The 18,757-nt window shown below is 43.7% G+C and carries 16 protein-coding genes, 1 tRNA gene and 2 other annotated features (1 of these 19 cut by a window edge); of the genes, 11 read left to right on the top strand and 6 right to left on the bottom strand.

The annotated features are described in order from the left end of the window. Positions 1–42: a binding site (T-box leader), on the bottom strand (it extends 190 nt beyond the left edge of the window). Positions 43–243: 201 nt separating this feature from the next. Next, positions 244–849: a short chain dehydrogenase gene (locus IGJ42_RS11750; RefSeq protein WP_086316436.1), complete on the top strand. Its 606-nt coding sequence runs from the start codon at positions 244–246 to the stop codon at positions 847–849. A gap of 82 nt (positions 850–931) precedes the next feature. On the opposite strand, the gene IGJ42_RS11745 is transcribed toward IGJ42_RS11750, so the two are convergent. Both IGJ42_RS11745 and IGJ42_RS11740 read right to left on the bottom strand, forming a co-directional pair. Then, on the bottom strand, positions 932–1,516 hold the full coding sequence (locus tag IGJ42_RS11745) for an SOS response-associated peptidase (protein ID WP_005234526.1): 585 nt from the start codon (positions 1,514–1,516) through the stop codon (positions 932–934). Positions 1,517–1,735: 219 nt separating this feature from the next. After that, positions 1,736–1,882, bottom strand: coding sequence for a hypothetical protein (locus tag IGJ42_RS11740; protein ID WP_005234527.1), 147 nt, complete (start codon positions 1,880–1,882; stop codon positions 1,736–1,738). Positions 1,883–2,599: 717 nt separating this feature from the next. Between IGJ42_RS11740 and IGJ42_RS11735 the strand changes: the two genes are divergently transcribed. Genes IGJ42_RS11735 through IGJ42_RS11725 form a run of 3 tightly spaced genes read left to right on the top strand, consistent with a single transcriptional unit; the run spans position 2,600 to position 6,777 of the window. Then, the gene (locus IGJ42_RS11735) at positions 2,600–3,457 is read left to right on the top strand and encodes a PRD domain-containing protein (protein WP_034872360.1); all 858 of its coding nucleotides are present in this window, start codon (positions 2,600–2,602) and stop codon (positions 3,455–3,457) included. Beyond that, entirely contained in the window at positions 3,447–5,318 is a 1,872-nt protein-coding gene (locus IGJ42_RS11730) for a beta-glucoside-specific PTS transporter subunit IIABC (RefSeq protein WP_086297655.1), read from the top strand. The genes IGJ42_RS11735 and IGJ42_RS11730 overlap by 11 nt, the downstream gene beginning before the upstream one ends. Positions 5,319–5,346: 28 nt before the next feature. Then, complete coding sequence (locus IGJ42_RS11725; protein ID WP_086316434.1) at positions 5,347–6,777, top strand: glycoside hydrolase family 1 protein; 1,431 nt, start codon at positions 5,347–5,349, stop codon at positions 6,775–6,777. Positions 6,778–6,894: 117 nt separating this feature from the next. Here the strand turns inward: IGJ42_RS11725 and IGJ42_RS11720 are convergent, their stop codons facing one another. Continuing rightward, the gene (locus IGJ42_RS11720) at positions 6,895–8,499 is read right to left on the bottom strand and encodes an amidohydrolase (RefSeq protein ID WP_086373199.1); all 1,605 of its coding nucleotides are present in this window, start codon (positions 8,497–8,499) and stop codon (positions 6,895–6,897) included. Next, complete coding sequence (locus IGJ42_RS11715; RefSeq protein ID WP_061054440.1) at positions 8,500–9,579, bottom strand: ABC transporter substrate-binding protein; 1,080 nt, start codon at positions 9,577–9,579, stop codon at positions 8,500–8,502. Between the two features lie 267 nt (positions 9,580–9,846). Between IGJ42_RS11715 and IGJ42_RS11710 the strand changes: the two genes are divergently transcribed. From IGJ42_RS11710 to IGJ42_RS11695, 4 genes are all read left to right on the top strand, one after another. Then, complete coding sequence (locus tag IGJ42_RS11710; RefSeq protein WP_034878421.1) at positions 9,847–10,815, top strand: NADP-dependent oxidoreductase; 969 nt, start codon at positions 9,847–9,849, stop codon at positions 10,813–10,815. A 14-nt stretch (positions 10,816–10,829) separates the two neighbouring features. Then, positions 10,830–11,192 (top strand): TIGR02328 family protein, encoded by a 363-nt coding sequence (locus IGJ42_RS11705; protein ID WP_005234536.1) that lies wholly within the window; start codon positions 10,830–10,832, stop codon positions 11,190–11,192. Between the two features lie 153 nt (positions 11,193–11,345). Next, a complete protein-coding gene (locus tag IGJ42_RS11700) occupies positions 11,346–12,407 on the top strand; it encodes an LLM class flavin-dependent oxidoreductase (RefSeq protein ID WP_034878423.1) in 1,062 nt (353 codons plus the stop codon). Further along, a complete protein-coding gene (locus tag IGJ42_RS11695; protein WP_086373197.1) occupies positions 12,400–13,116 on the top strand; it encodes an NADPH-dependent F420 reductase in 717 nt (238 codons plus the stop codon). The genes IGJ42_RS11700 and IGJ42_RS11695 overlap by 8 nt, the downstream gene beginning before the upstream one ends. A 235-nt stretch (positions 13,117–13,351) precedes the next feature. On the opposite strand, the gene IGJ42_RS11690 is transcribed toward IGJ42_RS11695, so the two are convergent. Next, complete coding sequence (locus IGJ42_RS11690) at positions 13,352–13,804, bottom strand: DIP1984 family protein (RefSeq protein ID WP_005234539.1); 453 nt, start codon at positions 13,802–13,804, stop codon at positions 13,352–13,354. 562 nt (positions 13,805–14,366) lie between these two features. Between IGJ42_RS11690 and IGJ42_RS11685 the strand changes: the two genes are divergently transcribed. Further along, positions 14,367–16,019: a peptide ABC transporter substrate-binding protein gene (locus tag IGJ42_RS11685; RefSeq protein WP_430615508.1), complete on the top strand. Its 1,653-nt coding sequence runs from the start codon at positions 14,367–14,369 to the stop codon at positions 16,017–16,019. Between the two features lie 93 nt (positions 16,020–16,112). Here IGJ42_RS11685 and IGJ42_RS11680 read toward each other — a convergent pair. Further along, positions 16,113–16,194: transfer RNA gene (locus IGJ42_RS11680), tRNA-Leu, on the bottom strand. An 810-nt stretch (positions 16,195–17,004) separates the two neighbouring features. After that, positions 17,005–17,244 (top strand) — a binding site (T-box leader). A 92-nt stretch (positions 17,245–17,336) separates the two neighbouring features. On the opposite strand from IGJ42_RS11680, the gene IGJ42_RS11675 reads away from it, so the two are divergent. After that, positions 17,337–18,185 (top strand): SAM hydrolase/SAM-dependent halogenase family protein, encoded by an 849-nt coding sequence (locus tag IGJ42_RS11675; RefSeq protein ID WP_008379156.1) that lies wholly within the window; start codon positions 17,337–17,339, stop codon positions 18,183–18,185. Continuing rightward, positions 18,182–18,736, top strand: coding sequence for an ECF-type riboflavin transporter substrate-binding protein (locus IGJ42_RS11670; RefSeq protein WP_005234545.1), 555 nt, complete (start codon positions 18,182–18,184; stop codon positions 18,734–18,736). The genes IGJ42_RS11675 and IGJ42_RS11670 overlap by 4 nt, the downstream gene beginning before the upstream one ends. Positions 18,737–18,757 lie beyond the last annotated feature (21 nt).

Here is an 18,757-nt window from a genome sequence, read left to right as displayed (position 1 = left end):
GAAAGAAAGGGGGGATCGTACTCTTCTTCTCACTGCATGTGTATGAAATTAGTAGTATCTTAGAACAAGATGAGAAAGTTGTCAATTGCTTTCGTGATAGGTGATTCCAATCACTACGCAGGTAGTAGGGGAACAAATGGACAAGGGCAAGAATAGACCTAAAAAGCAGGAAAAACAGATGAATGGTCGAAATCGCTTGGTTGGGTTAGAATCGAAACACAAAACAAAAAAAGAGGCGAGCAAATGAAATTACTTTTGATTGGACATACCGGCACACTTGGGCAGCTTTTAGTTGAAGGCTTTCAGCAGCTACCAGAGGTGGAGCTGATCACGGCTAGCCGTAGCAGCGGCGATCATCAAGTCGAAATTGCGGATGCAGCCAGTGTCAGCCAGCTATTTGCAGCTACTGGGAAAGTGGATGCCATTGTTTCCGCTGCGGGAAGCACAGTGTTTAAACCCTTTGAGGAATTGACGCCAGCAGATATTCAACAGTCGGTGGCTTCGAAGCTGCAAGGACAAGTCAACCTTGCGTTGATTGGCCAGCATTTTCTCAATGAAGGTGGCAGTATCACGCTGACTTCTGGAATTATCAAAGACGAATTTATCCCAATGGGCACGCCTTCAGCACTGGTCAACGGCGGTTTAGAAGCCTTCGTGGCATCGGCAGCTTTTGAGATCGGTCAGGGGATACGAATCAATGCAGTCAGTCCCAATGCGCTTGTGGGCTCTTGGGAAACCTTCGCCGATTCTTTCAAAGGCTTTATTCCCGTTGGTGACGCACCCGTTTTTGCAGCGTATCAAAAAGCAGTCTTTGGAATCATGACTGGCAAGACCTTCACCGTTTATTAAGAAAAAGCAGAAGTAGAAAAAAACCGCCAAATCAAAGCTGACTTGGCGGTTTTTGTTCTGCTGAAAAAGAAGTAGCAAGCAGTTAAGAAGAGAGCAATTGGGTTTTCAGCTTGGGCATTTCTGCTTTGAGTTGTTGGCGAGCAAAAGCCAAGTCATTGATCCAAGAAGCAATCGCTTCTTTTTCTAAGAACAGAGGCATTCGATCATGGACTGGTTCAACAGAATCGTTCGCGGCAGTCGTTAGAATGATTGATTCGGTTTCGATCTGATCCTCTTTTTGAAGGATGCGATAAAAACCAGCAGCATAAATCACGTGATCTTGCGAAAAGAGGAACTTTTCTTTTTCATGATTCCATTCATAGAAACCAGACATCGGAAAGACACAGCGATGCTCTTGGAAAGGCTGGCGAAAAGTCGGTTTCTCTTCAACGGTCTCAGAACGCGCATTGATCATCAAATGCCCTTTTTTAAAGCCGGTAAAGCCCCATCTTGTCACACCAGCTACAACTTGTTGTTGTTGATTTGCACCGATGGTTACGACGTGATTGGAGGGGAAAACATCATTGATAGCGACAGTCTGTTGGCGCTTGCGGGCTTTCGCCGCGGCTTCTTGATAATATTCTGACAATTCGCCAGTTGATGGATCAAATAAGTATCGGCCGCACATGGACAGGTCACTCCTTTTTTTGGATTGGCTGGTGCCTTTGTTTCAGTATAAAGACTCAAGGCGTCAAAACCAACTAACTTGCTTCACAGCGTGATTCGACAACGAAAGGATAGGGGCGGTTATGTAAAAAGTTAGTACCGCGAAAAGAGTTAAAAGAAATCAGATAACAAAAAAAGGCAGTCACCTACTGAGGTTGACAGCCTTTTTTATTCTAGTTGGTTAGCCAATTTTTTTAACTCTCCCGCCGATTTTATTTGCGAAACGTTCAGCATCTTCTCTGCAAGTATAGGTCAATGCAATTGTTTTGTCCCGTGTTCTTTTTCCTTCGGCGGTTAGATAACCATGAAAGATTTTAATCGCATACAATCGATAAACACCTCCTTATCCTTCGTAATAATAACAAATTTACCGCTTACATTCAAGAGATATAGTAAAACTTTATTTTTTGTTAGTTATTTTATTAAGAAATTGTTCAAACGCTTAAGAAAAGATTGAGGGATAAAGGGAGGTGTGGAATAGACCAATGCGCATTTGAAAGGAAAGACGAAGGAACCTAGATGTATAAAGTTACTGCTACTTGCTTTCCAGCATAGAAGGACAAAAAATGAGAGCGATTTTGTTTTGAAATTTAAACAAATAGACCAATCGAGGAATAGCTAAGATAGGTGTCAAAAGTAGAGAAGAGAATCTATTTTCGTTTTTGCGTGTTATTGAGACATTTTCCCCTCAAAAAATGGTTTGTAGAAAGAAACGATGATTCAAGCGCTGCATAAGCACGAAGATTGTTGTTTATTGTGCCGGCAAGTTGTTGGTTTGGGGATAAAAAAAGCAAAAGTTGTTCTTAAAACACCAGTCTGACAAAAATAGCTTTTGTGAGAAGCTCAACGGGGGCTTAACGATCGTGCGAAAAAATTTAAGGAAGCGATTGACAAGTTTTTTTTGAAGTGCTATGATACCGATGTAATTAGATAACGGTTACAGAAGTGCTGTGACCAAGAGGCGTGTTACTGTAAGAAGGCAAACCTCATATTCCACCAAGGGTGGAGTATGAGGTTTTTTAGTGTTTTTAAGGTGGAGGAAATCATGAAAATAAAGAAGTTTTTAAATAATAATGTTGTCTTACTAAAGAAAGGCAGCAATGAAATTATCGGATTTTCTACAGGCATCAGCTTCAATAAGAAGGTAGGAGATGATGTAGAAGAACAAGATTTTGAAAAGATTTTTGTATTGGATACTCACGCAATGTTGGAACATTTTAGCTATCAATTAGGAAAGTGCGATCCGAAATACGTAGCGATCGTTGCTAAAATCGTGGCTTATGCCAAACAGAATTATCGCTTAGCAGTCAGCGACTATATTTATTTGACTTTGCTGGATCATATTGATTTCACTGTTCATCGGATCAAGCAGCAAATGACTTTTCATAGTCCTTTGCAATGGGATATTCGGCGATTTTATCCCGATGAATATGCCATTGGGGTGTATGCTGTCCAACTTATGGAGCAAGAACTAACGATCGATGTACCAACAGAAGAAGCGATCTCCATCGCATTGCATTTTGTAAATGTCCAATCACAAAAGAAGGATATGGCGGTTACCAATCAAATCGCGAAATTTATAGAAGACGTACTGACGATCGTAAAGTATGAGTACAAACAAAATTTTGATGAGAATAGTTTCCATTATTCTCGCTTTGTCACGCATCTGCACTATTTTGCACAAAATGTGATCAATCATACACTTCCCAGCTATGAAGCGTCGACGCTCTATGCACAAATTGAGAAGATGTATCCGCAAGCGTTTCACTGTGTGGAAAAAATCAAGGTTTATATCAAAAATACGTATGATATCAACATCTCAGAAAATGAAGAAATTTATCTATCACTCCATATCCAGAAATTGACGGAACAAGGAGAAAGGGAGAAAAACAATGGACTATAAACAACTAGCCAATGAAATTTATGAAAATGTCGGCGGTGGTAAAAATATCCAGCACGTGACCCATTGTGCAACAAGACTGCGTTTCACGCTGGCCGACGACAAAAAAGCTGACAGTGAAGCAATCAAACAGTTAAAAGGAGTGACTGGACTCGTTCAGGGAAATGGTCAATACCAAGTGATTATTGGGCCAGATGTATCGAGTGTATACGCTCAACTACCGACGACAGAAACGACGGCTGATCAAAGCAGTAGCGATCAATCGATCATCTCACGACTCCTTGACTTTATCGCAGGCTGTTTTACACCGATGATTGCAATCATAGCAGCTGGAGGAATGCTGCAAGTGGTCCTTTCACTATTGGAGTTATCAGGAATTTTAGCTGCAACTGACGATACGTATCTCGTATTGTATCAAGTATCGCAAGCAGCCTTCTTTTTCATTCCCGTTTATTTAGGAAATTCTGTGGCCAAACGATTGAAAATTGATCCTTTCTTAGGAAGCTACGTCGGAGCGATTTTTGTGATGCCAGGATTGACGGCCCTTCTTAGCCAAGAAGGAGGAATCACATTATTTGGATTGCTCGTACCGAATGTGAGCTACAATGCCTCCGTTTTGCCAGTTTTATTAAGTGTCTGGGTTATGTCTTATGTCTATCGGTTCGCCGATCGGATTTTACCGAACAGTGTCAAATTTATTCTACGTCCATTGATCGCCATCATCGTGATCACACCGCTGGCTCTATTGCTAATCGGACCATTAGGTGTGACGATCGGCAACTATGTGTCACAGTTTTTGAACTACTTAACAAACAATTTTGGTCCGTTAGCCGTCTTGTTTATGGGTGCCTTTGCTCAATTGCTAGTAATGACGGGCATGCACACGACGCTGACCCCTATTTTATTAACTTCTTTGGCAACGTACGGGTATGATGATTTGATCGTCCCTGGTATGCTGCTTGGATTGGCTGCCGAAGCAGCGATTTGTTTAGCGGCTGGAATCAAAGCTAAGGATACGGAATTTAAACAAGTGAGTTTTTCATCGGCAATTACTGCCTTGATGGGTGTGTCTGAACCTGCTTTGTACGGAGTAACCTTACGTCTGAAAAAACCGATTGTCGGAATGATCCTTGGGGGTGCTGCTGGGGGACTTTATTTTGGTTTGATGAAAATCAATACGCCAGTAGTCATTGCTTCATTTGTGGCGCTTCCATCATACAGCAGTGTGTTTCATGCGCTGATCGGCTCATTGATTACTTTTGCGATTGCCTTTGCTTACACCTGGGTCATGGTCAAAGATGCAGATTTTCCTAATAATAATCAGCCGCAAGCAGTCAAATCTGGAGCGCAAGATGTGACAGCCAAAGCAACTGATGTTTCTTCTGAAACGAAGAAAGAACAATCAGCGATTGAAAAAATTGTATTATCACCTTTAAAAGGAACTGCCGTTCCATTGACAGAAACCAATGATCAGGCGTTTGCTTCATTGGCATTAGGCAAAGGAATTGCTGTTAAGCCACAAGATCAACAGGTGATTGCCCCATTTACGGGACAGGTTTCTGCCGTTTTTCCAGGAAATCATGCGATTGGACTTACCAGTACCGAGGGGATTGAACTTCTGATCCACATCGGTATTGATACGGTGAATATGCAAGGAAGTGCCTTTGAACGACTAGTCAATGAAGGTGATCAAATCACTATGGGAGAAACATTATTGCACTTTGATGCAGAAAAAATCGCTCAGGCAGGGTATGAAGATACCGTTATGATAACTGTTACCAATACGGCAGACTTCTTAGATGTTGTGGCACTTGCCCAAAATCAAGAAATTAAAGCTGGCGATCAGTTATTAGCCATTTTTTAACCATTAGAAAGAAGAAAGGATGACAGCAATGAGTTTCCCAAAACATTTTTTATGGGGCGGCGCTTCGGCGGCAAACCAATATGAAGGCGGCTATAATGAGGGCGGAAAAGGGCTCGCTTGTGCTGACTTGATCAGCGGTGGCAGCCATACGACTTCTCGGAAAATCACAGCAAAAATTGAAGAAGAGTTGTTGTATCCAAGCCACGAAGCAACTGATTTTTATCATCATTATCAAGAAGATATTGCATTGTTTGCAGAAGCTGGATTTAAAGCTTTCCGCATGTCTATCAACTGGACCCGGATTTTTCCCAAGGGCAACGACGCTGAACCGAATGAAGAAGGCCTGGCCTTTTATGATCGCGTGTTTGACGAGTGTCGGAAGTACGGGATTGAACCAATTGTAACCATTGCTCATTTTGATGTTCCCGCATATTTGAGCCAAGAATACAATGGTTGGGCGAGTCGTGAAGTGATCGACTTTTATGCGAGATATGCGGCGGTGTTGTTTGAACGCTATCACGAAAAAGTAAACTATTGGATCACTTTTAATGAAATCAACACGGCCACCTTAAGTATCGGAAACTTTTTATCACTGGGACTGCAAGTTGGTGAATCTGAATTTATCAATCAGCCGGATAATCTACAGCAACGCTACCAAGCCCTGCATCATCAATTTGTTGCCAGTGCAAAGGTTGTCGCTTACGGACATGAGCATTATCCAGACCTGAAAATCGGCTGTATGATTTCTTATATGCCACGCTATCCTTATACTAGCCATCCAAATGATGTATTACTAGCCAAACAAGAAGAAAATATGCACTCGAAATTTTGTGGCGATGTGCAGGTCACAGGGAAATATCCTTATTATGCAAAGAAATATTTTGCTGATCATGGCTTTGCAATCGAGTTTGCACCAGAAGATCAAGCGATCCTAGCTAAGGGAACAGTGGATTACTACACGTTTAGTTACTATCTAACACTTTGTGTCTCTGCAGATGAGAAAGTTACCAAAAATGGGCACAGTATGATTGGCGGTTCAGGCGTAAATAATCCTTATCTAGAGCAGACGGAATGGAATGCGATGATTGATCCAGTAGGATTGAGAATTGCGTTGAATGATATTTATGATCGCTACCAACTGCCATTGATGATCGTGGAAAATGGGATCGGGGTTTCAGAAACTGTTGCTGAAGATGGACAGATTCATGATGATTACCGTATCGATTATTTAGAAAAGCATATTGCTGAAATGGAGAAAGCCATCGATGATGGTGTCGAGTTGATTGGTTACACGATTTGGAGTGCCGTTGATATTGTCAGTGCTTCTACAGGAGAAATGAAAAAAAGGTATGGCATCATTTTTGTGGATAAATATGACGACGGGACAGGGACTTTAGATAGAAAGAAAAAAGACAGTTTCTATTGGTATCAAAAAGTGATTGAACGAAACGGCTTATGATTAAATACTCCAGTACTTGCGGTGTACAAGTGCTGGAGTTTTTTTGCGTATCAATTTCAGCGCGTACAAAACAAAAACCACGCGTAAAACACGCGTGGTCCATATCAGGGGTTCATGTTAGTTGCCCCGATAAACAAATCGTCCATCAAATACGGTGGCTTCAACGGTCGTTTGAAGCAATTCTTCGGCAGTTAAAGGCAAGATGTTTTGTGACAAAATACAAAGATCGGCTAAACAGCCAACTTCTAATTGACCGATATCTTGCCGACTCAAGGCTTTGGCGGCGCCTGCGGTGTGGGCATAGAGGGCATCGGCGATGGTGATTTTTTCCTGTGGCATCAATCCGCCTGCTGGCTGGCCATTTTTTTCTTTCCGAGCAACCGCATAATACAGCGAGTCTAAAGGGGGCACGTCGATCACGACCGGCGTATCAGTCCCAAAAGCCAAGGTGGCACCTTGCTCTAGAAAGGATTGAAAAGGAAACATTTGACTGGCACGCTGAGGTCCTACTTCTTCATCGAGGGTCTCATAACCGACTAATAAATGGCTAGGCTGTACGGAGAGTACCAGTTGTTCTTGGCGAACTAGTGGCAAATCGGCGGCATCCATCACTTCCAAGTGTTCCAAGGTATTGGCTTTTCCTTTAGAAAGCGGGTGAGCAGCAGCACTTTCTTGATAAAAGAGGAGTGCTTGTCGAATCGCTTCATCACCGATGGTATGGATGCGCATCGGCCAGTCTTGCTGGTTAGCTTGTAATATAAAGCGGCGCATCCGTTGAACATCGATCAACGGCATCCCGACATCACCAGCAAAATACGGTGTTTCATATTCCGCTTTTAAAAAAGCGGTGTGAGTACTCGTCACGCCGTCAAAAAATTGTTTGACGCCGCCCATTTGTACTTTTTCGGAGCGATACGTACGGTAAGTTTCTTTTAGTTGTGTGATGTCTTCTCGCATGGCTGGATAAAAGACAGCGCGCAAGGTCGCTTCTGCTTCCGTTTGTCGATAAAGATTGGGGTAGACCAAATCGTCCCAGCTTTCTCCTGTCAAGGCAACATCGCCGATCGTCGTGATGCCGTATTGATTGAGCTGTTTCATATAGGTCAGAAAAGCAGCAGGGCTTTGAGCTTGGAATGACTGTAAGACCTTTGCTAAATAATGAATGGCGATCGCTTCTAAAAAGCAGCCGCTTAATTGTCCGCTGTTTTCGTCAAGCAATGCCTCCCCGCTGATCCCCGTTGGCAAGTTCTCAGGTGTGATCCCTAAAGCAGCGATCCCTTGGCTATTCAACCAAATGCTGTGGGCATCACCGGAAATCAGCATGACAGGCGTGTCGGCACAATAGTTGTCGATCGAATCTTTCGTTGGGTAGACTTGCTGACCGAAATCACTGCTGAACCAGCCGATGCCGATTTTCCATCCATGGGTGATGGGCAGCGCGGGCACTTGCTGGGCAACGGCTTCTTCTGTCACTCCCGTAAGATGGGTCAGTGCCCCTTGATGGAGTAATGCGGAAAGATAAAAATGAACATGAGCATCAATAAAGCCCGGGATGATCATTTGTTCTTTGAGATCAATGACCTGGGTGTCTTCAGCAAGTGTTGGCAGCGCTGAAAGAGGACCCACAGCCGTGATTTTCTGGTCTTCTATCAGGAGAAAGCCCGCAAAAGTCGTTTTCGTTTTGGTATCAAAGATGTGTTCAGATTTTAGTAATAGTGACAATTATAATCCCAACTTCCATTCAAGGAAAAGGTCGTTGTAAAGCTCAACCGCTTCTTTTCCTAAGTATTCATAATGTTCCATTTGTTCCATCGCACTTGGCTCAGGGTAGAAAGCTTTGTCAGCAGTCAGTTCAGCCGGCAGCATGGCTTTGGCCGTTTCACTCGGCGTGGCATAGCCTACGTATTCGGCATTTTGTGCGGCATTTTCTGGGCGGAGCATAAAATTGATGAAGGCGTAGGCTCCTTCAAGATTACCAACGGTTTTCGGGATCGCAAAATTGTCTGTCCAAATCGCACCGCCGTCATTGGGAACGATATAGGTGACGGCAGGATTTTCCGCCATCACATAAGCGGCATCGCCCGAATACCCGATTCCTAAAGGGGCATCGTTGTTGATCATCAAGGTTTTGATCTCGTCGGTCAAAACTGCTTTGACATTGGGACGGATACTTTCCAGCTTCTTCAAGGCTTTGGCGACTTTGGTCGGGTCTTTTTCATTTTGGGAAAGACCGAGCGTCTGTAACGCGATTCCTAAGGTTTCGCGAGCACCATCCACCATCAATACATCATTTTTAAATGCAGGGTTCCATAAATCCCCCCAGCCATGGATCGAAGAAACATCGACTTCTTCAGTATTTGCCATGATCCCGATCGTGCCCCAAAAATAGGGGATCGAATAGGTATTGTTTGGATCAAAGGCTTGATCCATCAAAAAAGGCGACAGATCTTCCGTTCCCGTCAATTTCTGATGATCTAAAGGCACTAACAGTCCTTCTTCGATCATTTTCGGAATGATCGATTCGCTAGGGAAAACCAAATCATAGCGTGAGCCGCCTTGTTTGATTTTTGTTTCCATCGCTTCGTTGGAGTCAAATGTATTATAAATCACTGAGTAACCAGTCTCAGTTTCGAATGTTTTGATCAATTCGGGGTCAATATATTCGCCCCAATTGTAAATAATCACTGTATTTTTGTCGGACGACGTTGCTGCCCCCGATTCTTTCGTTAACACCGAAGCACCGAAAAACAGCAATGCGGTGATGCCGATCACACCGCCAAAAAATACCCACAACCTTTTCAATTCATCAATTCCTTCTTTCTTTACAATTTCGTATTTCTTGAGTAGCGTAATTGATTTTTAAAGAAAAGGCAATAAAAAAATGAAGAAAAAATAAACCCGTTTCTTTCAAGGCTTAGCAGGAGGAATGGCCAGGTGGCTGCGGCAGTTTCCAAACATATCATTTGTCAAATTTCTTCCTTTTGCCTAAGCTAGGGAAGTGAGAAATCAAGGGATGGAAAAACAGGAACCTCTCTTTGATGAAGAATGAATGTAAGGAGTGAAGCATCAATGGAAACACGTGCTGTCGTTATTGAAGCCTATGGTGGAAAAGACCAATTAAAAGAAGCAACGGTCCAATTACCAGAATTAAAAGCAAATCAATTATTAGTCAAAGTTGCCGCAACATCCATCAACCCAATCGATTGGAAATTAAGAGAAGGCTATTTGAAACAAATGTTTCCATGGGACTTCCCAATTATTTTAGGATGGGATGTCGCAGGGGATATCGTAGAAATAGGCGCTGACGTGACAGAATTCAAAGTTGGTGATGCAATCTATGCCCGCCCTGAAACGACTCGTTTTGGGACGTATGCTGATTATGCCATCGTGGATGCTGAGTTAGCAGCGATTAAACCAGAAAACCAAAACTACGCAGAAGCAGCTGCAGTGCCATTAGCTGGTTTGACTGCTTACCAAGCGTTGTTTGAACACGGTCGTTTAAAAGAAGGGGAAAAAGTCTTGATCCATGCCGGAGCAGGCGGAGTTGGTACCTATGCGATCCAACTGGCCAAAGCAGTTGGCGCTTACGTCATCACGACGGCTAGTCCACGTAACCATGAGTTATTGCAAAAACTTGGTGCCGATGAGATCATCGATTACCACACGACAGATTTTGAAGAAGTCTTGCAAGACATCGATTTGGTCTTTGATACGATGGGGGGCGACACCCAGAAGAAAAGTTTCACTGTCTTAAAACCTAAGGGCCGTCTGATCTCGATTTTGAGTATTGAAGACGAAGACTTGGCAAAAGAAAAAGACATCTTCGCCAAAGCAGTTTGGTTACGAACCAACGGCAAACAATTGGCAGAATTGACAGAGCTGATCGAAGCAGAAAAAGTCAACAGTGTCATCGGTGCAACCTTCCCATTGACGGCACAAGGAATTTACGATGCCCACGCATTGAGTGAGACACATCATGCGGTCGGCAAGATCGTTATTGAAAATCAAGACAATTTCATCAGCCAAGACGCAGAATAAAGGAGGCTGAACCGATGCGCTTATGGCATGAAGCACTGATACTTGCTTTGCCTCGGCAGCAGCTGTTAGGCCAGCATCGTGAAGCAGCAGCCTTACGAGGGTTAGGCTGGGGCAAGAAGCATGCAACCGTCGATTACGTTTTTACTCATCCACCCTATAAATTGTTTCAATACCATCAGTTAGTGCTGGATGAAATGACTCGTCGAGGCTATCGGCCAGCACCTGAATGGTACGATCCGGCGTATCGTGGCAAAAATCTGCCGCTGGAATCATCCGTTCAAGCCGTCCCTTTGACTACGCCGATCTATCCAGAACATGATGAAGCATACTTGGAAGAATGCTTAGTGAATCTCCATCGTAAGGGGATCTATCTTTAAAGACCAAACACTTTCCTGAATTTTTGTTCGGGAAAGTGTTTTTTTCGCTTTAAAATCGGTAACTTACAAAAAGTAAGCATATTGTTCGCAACTTTTTTTGTTCCTTGTTATAGTGAGAACAGAGAATCAGTAATGAGAAATGAGGAAAAGAAAATGACCATCAATCACAGAAATCTTGAATTTGGGTTAGATACTTTTGGCGATCTAGCCTTTGATGATACAACGAAAGAACGAATCAGTTACAGCGAATCGTTGCGCAATATCGTAGCAGAAGGAAAATTAGCCGATGAAGTCGGCATCGATGTCATTGCCTTAGGGGAGCACCATCGGGAAGAATATTCGATCTCAAGTCCTGATACGGTACTAGCGGCTTTAGCAATGGTTACCAAAACCATCAAATTAGGTACCGGTGTAACCGTCTTGAGTTCGGATGATCCTGTGCGGGTCTACGAACGGTTCGCGACCGTTGATGCGTTGTCGAACGGTCGCGCACAAATCATGCTGGGACGAGGATCTTTTACTGAATCATTCCCTCTATTCGGCTATGACTTGCAAGATTATGAAGAACTATTTGAAGAAAAAACAGCAATGTTCAGTGAATTGAGAAAAGGCAAACCATTAACTTGGGAAGGCAAGTTTACGCAATCCTTAAAAAATGCCGACGTTTTTCCAAAAATTGAGGGGCATCAACTAGATACCTATGTGGGTGTCGGTGGAACCCCTGAATCGATCATTCGTGCCGTCCGTTATGGGTTTCCTGTTATGTTAGCGATCATCGGTGGCGAACCCGCTCGTTTTGCGCCCTATGTTGACCTATATAAAAAGGCAGCGCAGCAACTAGGGCAACCGATTTTACCAATCGGCATGCACTCCCATGGTGTGATCGCCGACACCGATGAAGAAGCCTATGAAATCGGCTGGAACTACATCAAAAAGAGCATGGACAAAATCGGTCTTGATCGCGGCTGGCCAGCCATGAGCAAAGAGCGCTTTGACTTTGAAGTCGAACATGGGTCTTATTATGTAGGCAGTCCAGAAACCGTGGCGCAAAAAATCGCTCGTATGATGCCGCAAGTCGGAGTACAACGCTTTGATCTGGTATACGGTACTGGCGGCCAGCTGCAAAAAGACCGTTTCAAAACGATTGAATTGTATGGAACCAAAGTGATTCCACGGGTGAAAGAATTGTTGGCAGCAGGTGATGGCAATGCCTAAAACCATCGGTATTTTAGGCGCAGGCAAGTTAGGCTTAGCGCTCGCAAATCTTGGTGCCCAGGCGGGCTATCGGGTCTTGATCGCCAGTACGAAGCCAGCAGAAAAAATCGCCTTGTCCGTTTCTGTGTTGGCTCCGGGAGCGATCGCAAAAAATGCCGCTGAAGTGATGGCGGAAGCTCAAACGATCATTTTGGCAATCCCATTGAGTAAGTACCAACAGCTGCCGGCAGAAGCATTGGCTGGCAAGCTAGTGATCGATGCCATGAATTATTGGTGGGAAGTCGATGGCAAAGAAACAGAATACTCATCCATCGAGCAGACTTCTTCGGAACGTGTGCAACGCTATTTTTCCCAAAGTAAAGTAGTCAAAGGATTCAATCATATGGGGTACCACGACATCCAAGAGGAATCCTTGCTGACGAGAACGGCTGCTCAAGGAACTACCAAAAAAGCCATCGCCATTGCTGGTGATGACCAAACCGCCCTCGATCAGACAGACGAAATCGTTGCCGCTTTCGGTTTTGATCCCTTTCCTATCGGTGCTTTAGCTAATGGCATCATGTTAGAACCCGGCAGCCCTTTCTTCGGAGCCAATCAAAACAAAGAGGGATTGACGGCATTGATGAAGGAGTTTTGGAGCAGTGAGAAAGGGCAAGCGTTTCTGGCGCGTCCTTCCGCTGTGAGTAACAAGCAGCAGGCTTCGCAGTAAAAGAGCCGCCTCCATGTACGACTGGATACGATAAAAACAACCCTCTTCTCAAAAAAGAAGAGGGTTTTTCCCATCCAGTCAAATCAGCACGTGGTCGCTAAAAAATACAATGTGATTGTTACGATTGTGATTCGTAAGCAGTGGTTGTTACGTTTACGTCTCTGCCAGACGTTCCATAGTGTACATATCAGCCTGTACCTGCTTTGTGCTCGCCTTTGACACCCACCCATATTGATTAAAGATCGACCAGCCAGTTGGTTTGTTGGATCTTTCCATCTAATTCTCGCAGCTGCTTGGCGGTCGCATTCAATTGCTCCGTTAGCGTTTTTGTATCGATCGTACGCACCAGTCGAATTTCGTTGCGACCTATTCGGGGAGCTGCTTTGGTTTCATCCAGTGCTTGCGTTAGCAGTGCATGCTTGCGGCGCAGCTGTTCTCGCTGTTCTAGTGCTTCCATCAGCAATAACGCACTATCTGCTAAAGAGGCAGTCGCATTTTTCCGATTGATGGCAACGACTAATTCTGAATATTGTTGATTGATCTCATCGTATTCCTTGAACAATTCTGTGATACTACGATCCAAGGTATCGCCTTCTTGGACTAACACACTGCTAGAGATCTCGTTACGTAATTGAAACAGACGATTGTTCAAATCCCGTCTTAAAAGTAACGCTTCTGCTAATTTCATTTTGGCACACTCCTTTTTACAAATGAGAACAGCTTATCTAGTTCTTATCCTAGAGAAGAACGTGATGAAAGGCAAGCAAGATGCAAAAAAAGGTCTGCCAGAAAAATCATAAAAAACTGAATATTCGCAATTCTTGTTGACTTCCAAAAACACCAATAGTATACTTTATAACAATCATGAAATAGACAAAAAAACGTCATTTACCTGTTTTTTAGATAAAAAGAAAGACGATGAAGAGAAGAGTAGCTTTGGAATCTGTTAGAAGAGAACCCGGATGGTGAGAAAGGGCAGCAGAAAAAAAGTGAAGATGAGCTCTGAGTGATCTGATTTGTTCACGCAAATCAGACGGAAAGCAGCCGTTATCGTGCCAAGTATCTTAGCGTACTGTTGAGGTGCCATTTGTGAGGATGGTGCGAAAAAGGGTGGTAACACGAAAATCTCGTCCCTTTGTTTGTCAAAATTGATAAGCAAAGGGATGAGGTTTTTTCTTTTTATCGATGAATGCGTTTTTTGCCGTCATGAAAAACACTTGCGTTGGTTGCGCAATCACATAGGAGGAAGAATGGAAATGATCTGGAAGAAGCGTTTATTGGTTGCAGCAGGAGTGATTGGGTTGACCCTTTCCGGCTGCACGACAACAGGAAATACCGAGGGATCAGAGGCTGAAACTAACGGAGCGCCGAATCAAGCGATTGCGGTGAGTCTACCGGCTGAGCTGACGACTCTCGATACGACTCAAACGACGGATAAAGCAACATTTACCATCGTTCAACATTTATTCGAAGGGCTTTACCGTTTCGATGAAAACAGTGAACCAGTTCCGGGCTTGGCAGAAGGAGTCGAAATCAGTGAAGATGGCAAAACCTATACCTTTACCTTGCGAGAGGATGCGAAGTGGAGCAATGGCGAAGCGATCACTTCAGCTGACTTTGCTTATGCGTGGAAAAAGTTAGTCGATCCAGCAACGATGGGACCTAACGCCTATTTGTTAGATAATGTAGTTAATAGTAAAGACATTCGTGAAGGCAATGCAGATATAGAAACGATTGGTCTGGAGACCCCAGATGACGCGACCTTTATCGTGCAGTTGGAGCAGCCACAGCCATCCTTTTTATCCTTGATTTCCATCGGCTGGTTGGCACCGCAAAACCAAGCCTTTGTTGAAGAAAAAGGTGATACCTATGCTCGTACAAGTGAAGATTTGCTGTATTCTGGTCCCTTTACCTTGACCGATTGGCAACAGACTGGGGATGAGTGGACATTGGTGAAAAATGACCAATACTATGATGCTGATGTCGTTCAATTGGAGGAGATCAAAGGCTCCACCATCAAAGAAGAAAATACTGGGATCCAATTGTTTGAAAGCGGCGACCTGGATTTGCAAAAAATCAGTGGGATCTACGTTCAACAATATGGAGACAATGAAGAGCTAGTTACGCAAAATGATGTTGCGAACTTTTTCTTAGACTTTAACAAAACGGCCAACGATGCCTTGGCAAATGTTCATGTGCGTAAAGCGATCGCGTTGGCGATCGACAAAGAAAGTCTCGTGGCTAATGTGTTGAACGATGGAGCGAAAGTTTTAAACGGGCTGGTCCCCACCGGCTTAGCTACGAATCCAAATACTGGCGAAGATTTTCGAGCATATAGCGGTGATTACAACTTGTATGATTTAGAGGCGGCCAAGGAAGAGTGGGAAAAAGCCCAAGCGGAAATTGGCGAAAGTACGACGTTGCGTTTATTAGTGACAGATGATGACAATGGTCAAAAAATCGGGGAGTACTTGCAAAGCCAACTGCAAGAAAACTTGCCAGGCTTGTCGATCTCCATCAACAAACAGCCACGTGCCAGCTTGAATCAATCAAGAGCAAATAGTGATTACGAGCTTTCCGTTTCTGGCTGGATCGCTGGAAGTAGTGACATGGATATGTTCTTTATCTTATACAAAAATGGCGCTTCCTTTAACTACGGCGGCTATGTCAACGAAGAATATACGGCATTGACGGAAGATGCTCGCACCGTTCATGCCAATGACCCCGATCAATATTTTGAAGATTACAAAGCGGCAGAAGAAATTTTGTTGGAACAAGATGCTGCGCAAGTCCCTCTATACCAGAGTGCTTCAAATTATCTGATCAAATCAAATGTAAAAGACATCCAATTCCCAGCCTATGGCGCGCATTTCTTTTTCCGCACCGCCTATGTCAGTGAATAAGGAGAAAAATAGCTGAATGAAGAGCGCATGTTTATTCGATGAACATGCGCTTTTTGCAACAAAAAAAGCAGTTCAGAAAGCTGAACTGCTAAATGCGGAAGATGGGAGTTGAACCCACACGAGATAAACTCACACGCGCCTGAAGCGTGCGCGTCTGCCATTCCGCCACTTCCGCATAAGATAAAGATAATCCTTTCTAGGAAGAAATGCAAGTCCATTCTCACAAAAAGGAGCCCGCCAGCGGGGACTGGCGGGATAGGAGTAAAAATGAAAAAGTGTTAGGGTTGTTGGTTGGTATGCATTTATAATAGCGTGAAAATGTGAAAAAAAATTGACGAATCAAACAGAATTCTGAGAAGAAATCGCCAAGAAAAAGTGAAACCATGTAAAACAGTCAGAAGACAAAAAGGAGCCCGCCAGCGGGGACTGACGGGATAGGAGTAAAAATGAAAAAGTGTTAGGGTTGTTGGTTGGTATGCATTTATAATAGCGTGAAAATGTGAAAAAAAATTGACGAATCAAACAGAATTCTGAGAAGAAATCGCCAAGAAAAAGTGAAACCATGTAAAACAGTCAGAAGACAAAAAGGAGCCCGCCAGCGGGGACTGACGGGATAGGAGTAAAAATGAAAAAGTGTTAGGGTTGTTGGTTGGTATGCATTTATAATAGCGTGAAAATGTGAAAAAAAATTGACGAATCAAACAGAATTCTGAGAAGAAATCGCCAAGAAAAAGTGAAACCATGTAAAACAGTCAGAAGACAAAAAGGAGCCCGCCAGCGGGGACTGGCGGGAAGGAGTAAAAATGAAAAAGTGTTAGGGTTGTTTGTTGGTATACAAGTATCATACCGAGAAAATATGAAGAATTTTCGAGCGAAATTCAGGAATTGCGTGAATCTTTTGACAAATTATGCCTTCTGTTTGAATTTTTTCTTAAAAGAGAATTGACAAAAGGCACAAGCTTTGATAATTTAAATGAAACAAAATGCAAACGCGATGAAAAAGAAAGTAGAATCAAGGAAGTTGTCTAGCAGAGAGTTCCGGTAGGTGGGAAGGAACGACAACGAATGATTTGAAAATGACTTTGGAGCGGATTTTCTGACTAATTAGGAAAATACGGTTGCCCCGTTAACAAGCGACAGTCTCCGAGTGTTTTCGGGTACTGAATGAGGTGAAGCCTGTGAAGGTTTTGCAGATTAAGGTGGTACCGCAGGTGATGCCCTTAGCTTTGGCTAAGGGCTTTTTTTGTGTCTGCACGGTCAGCTGTTTCAAGCGCAGGTTTTGTTAAAAAGGAGAAAGGTTGTTGGGAGGAGAGAAAAATGCACAAATTAGTGGTTCAAACCGATTTTGGTTTGCAAGATGGAGCGGTTAATGCGATGTACGGGGTAGCTTATCAAGTGGCACCAGAGCTGGTCATTGCTGATTTGACTCATGAGATCGAGCCATACAACATTCATGATGCCAGCTATCGTCTGCTGCAAAGCGTCACCTATTGGCCGGCAGGAACGGTCTTTGTTTCAGTGGTCGATCCTGGCGTAGGGTCTGATCGACGAAGTGTGGTTGCCAAGTTGGCGACCGGACAGTTGGTTTTGACACCAGATAATGGCACACTGACCTATTTAGCGACTTATATCGGAATCACTGAACTACGGGTGATCAATGAGGCAACTGAGCGGTTGGCAGGATCAGCCGAAAGCCATACATTTCATGGTCGGGATGTTTATATGTATAACGCCGCGCGTCTCGCCAGTGGCGCCATCAGCTTTGATGAGCTAGGAACACCTGAACCTAAAAAAGCGATCCAAGTCTTTGCCATTGAAAAGCCAAGCCAAACAGCAGAAACGATCACTGGCACGATCGATATTCTTGATATTCGTTTTGGTTCGTTGTGGACGAATATTCCCCATACGTTCTTTAAGCAATGGCAGGTACAGTACAATGAGCCGCTGCTCGTCAGTATTTATTACCAAGATACGCTGCGTTATCAAGAAGAAGTGCGCTTCGGACGCTCTTTTGCGCAAGTGTCGGAAAATGAACCTGTCTTATATGTCAATTCCCTATTGAATATTGGTTTAGGGCTCAACTTGGCTTCATTTGCTGAAACCTATAAAATCGGGACTGGCACGAATTGGAAAATTACCCTCAAAAAAAGGAGAAATGAAAAATGAATCAATCAAAATTTACAGTAAAACACATTGTTGCTATCGGAATCGGTGCTGCCGTCTTTTTCGTCTTAAAACGTTTCGTCACGATTCCGACTGGTTTTCCAAATACAGATATCGCCACAGCCTATCCTTTCTTGGCATTATTAGGCGTTGTCTACGGTCCAATCGTTGCTGGTTTAGCGGGCTTTATCGGCCATGCCCTAGGAGATTTGACGACTTATGGTCCGTGGTGGTCTTGGATCGCCGCCTCTGGGATCTTAGGTGTGTTCTTCGGACTTTTGACTCGTTGGATTCCAATCCAGCAAGGAACCTTTGGCGCTAAAGAAATTCGGACCTTCTTGATTGGTGAATCGATCGCAAATTTGGTCGTCTGGGTGATCATTGCCCCAATCGGTGATATTTTGATCTATGGCGAACCAGCGAACAAAGTCTTTGCGCAAGGAGTCATTGCGGGATTGACCAACGCAGTCGTAACTGGGATAATCGGAGTGATCCTGCTAAAAGCCTATGCCCAAACCAAAACCAAAAAAGGCAGCTTGAGCAAGGAATCCTAAACAAAGAAATGTGTGAAGGCT

It is taken from the genome of Enterococcus sp. DIV1067f, from assembly GCF_050543505.1.
GTDB lineage: Bacteria > Bacillota > Bacilli > Lactobacillales > Enterococcaceae > Enterococcus_D > Enterococcus_D entomosocium.
This window is presented reverse-complemented; position numbering and strand designations above follow the sequence as displayed.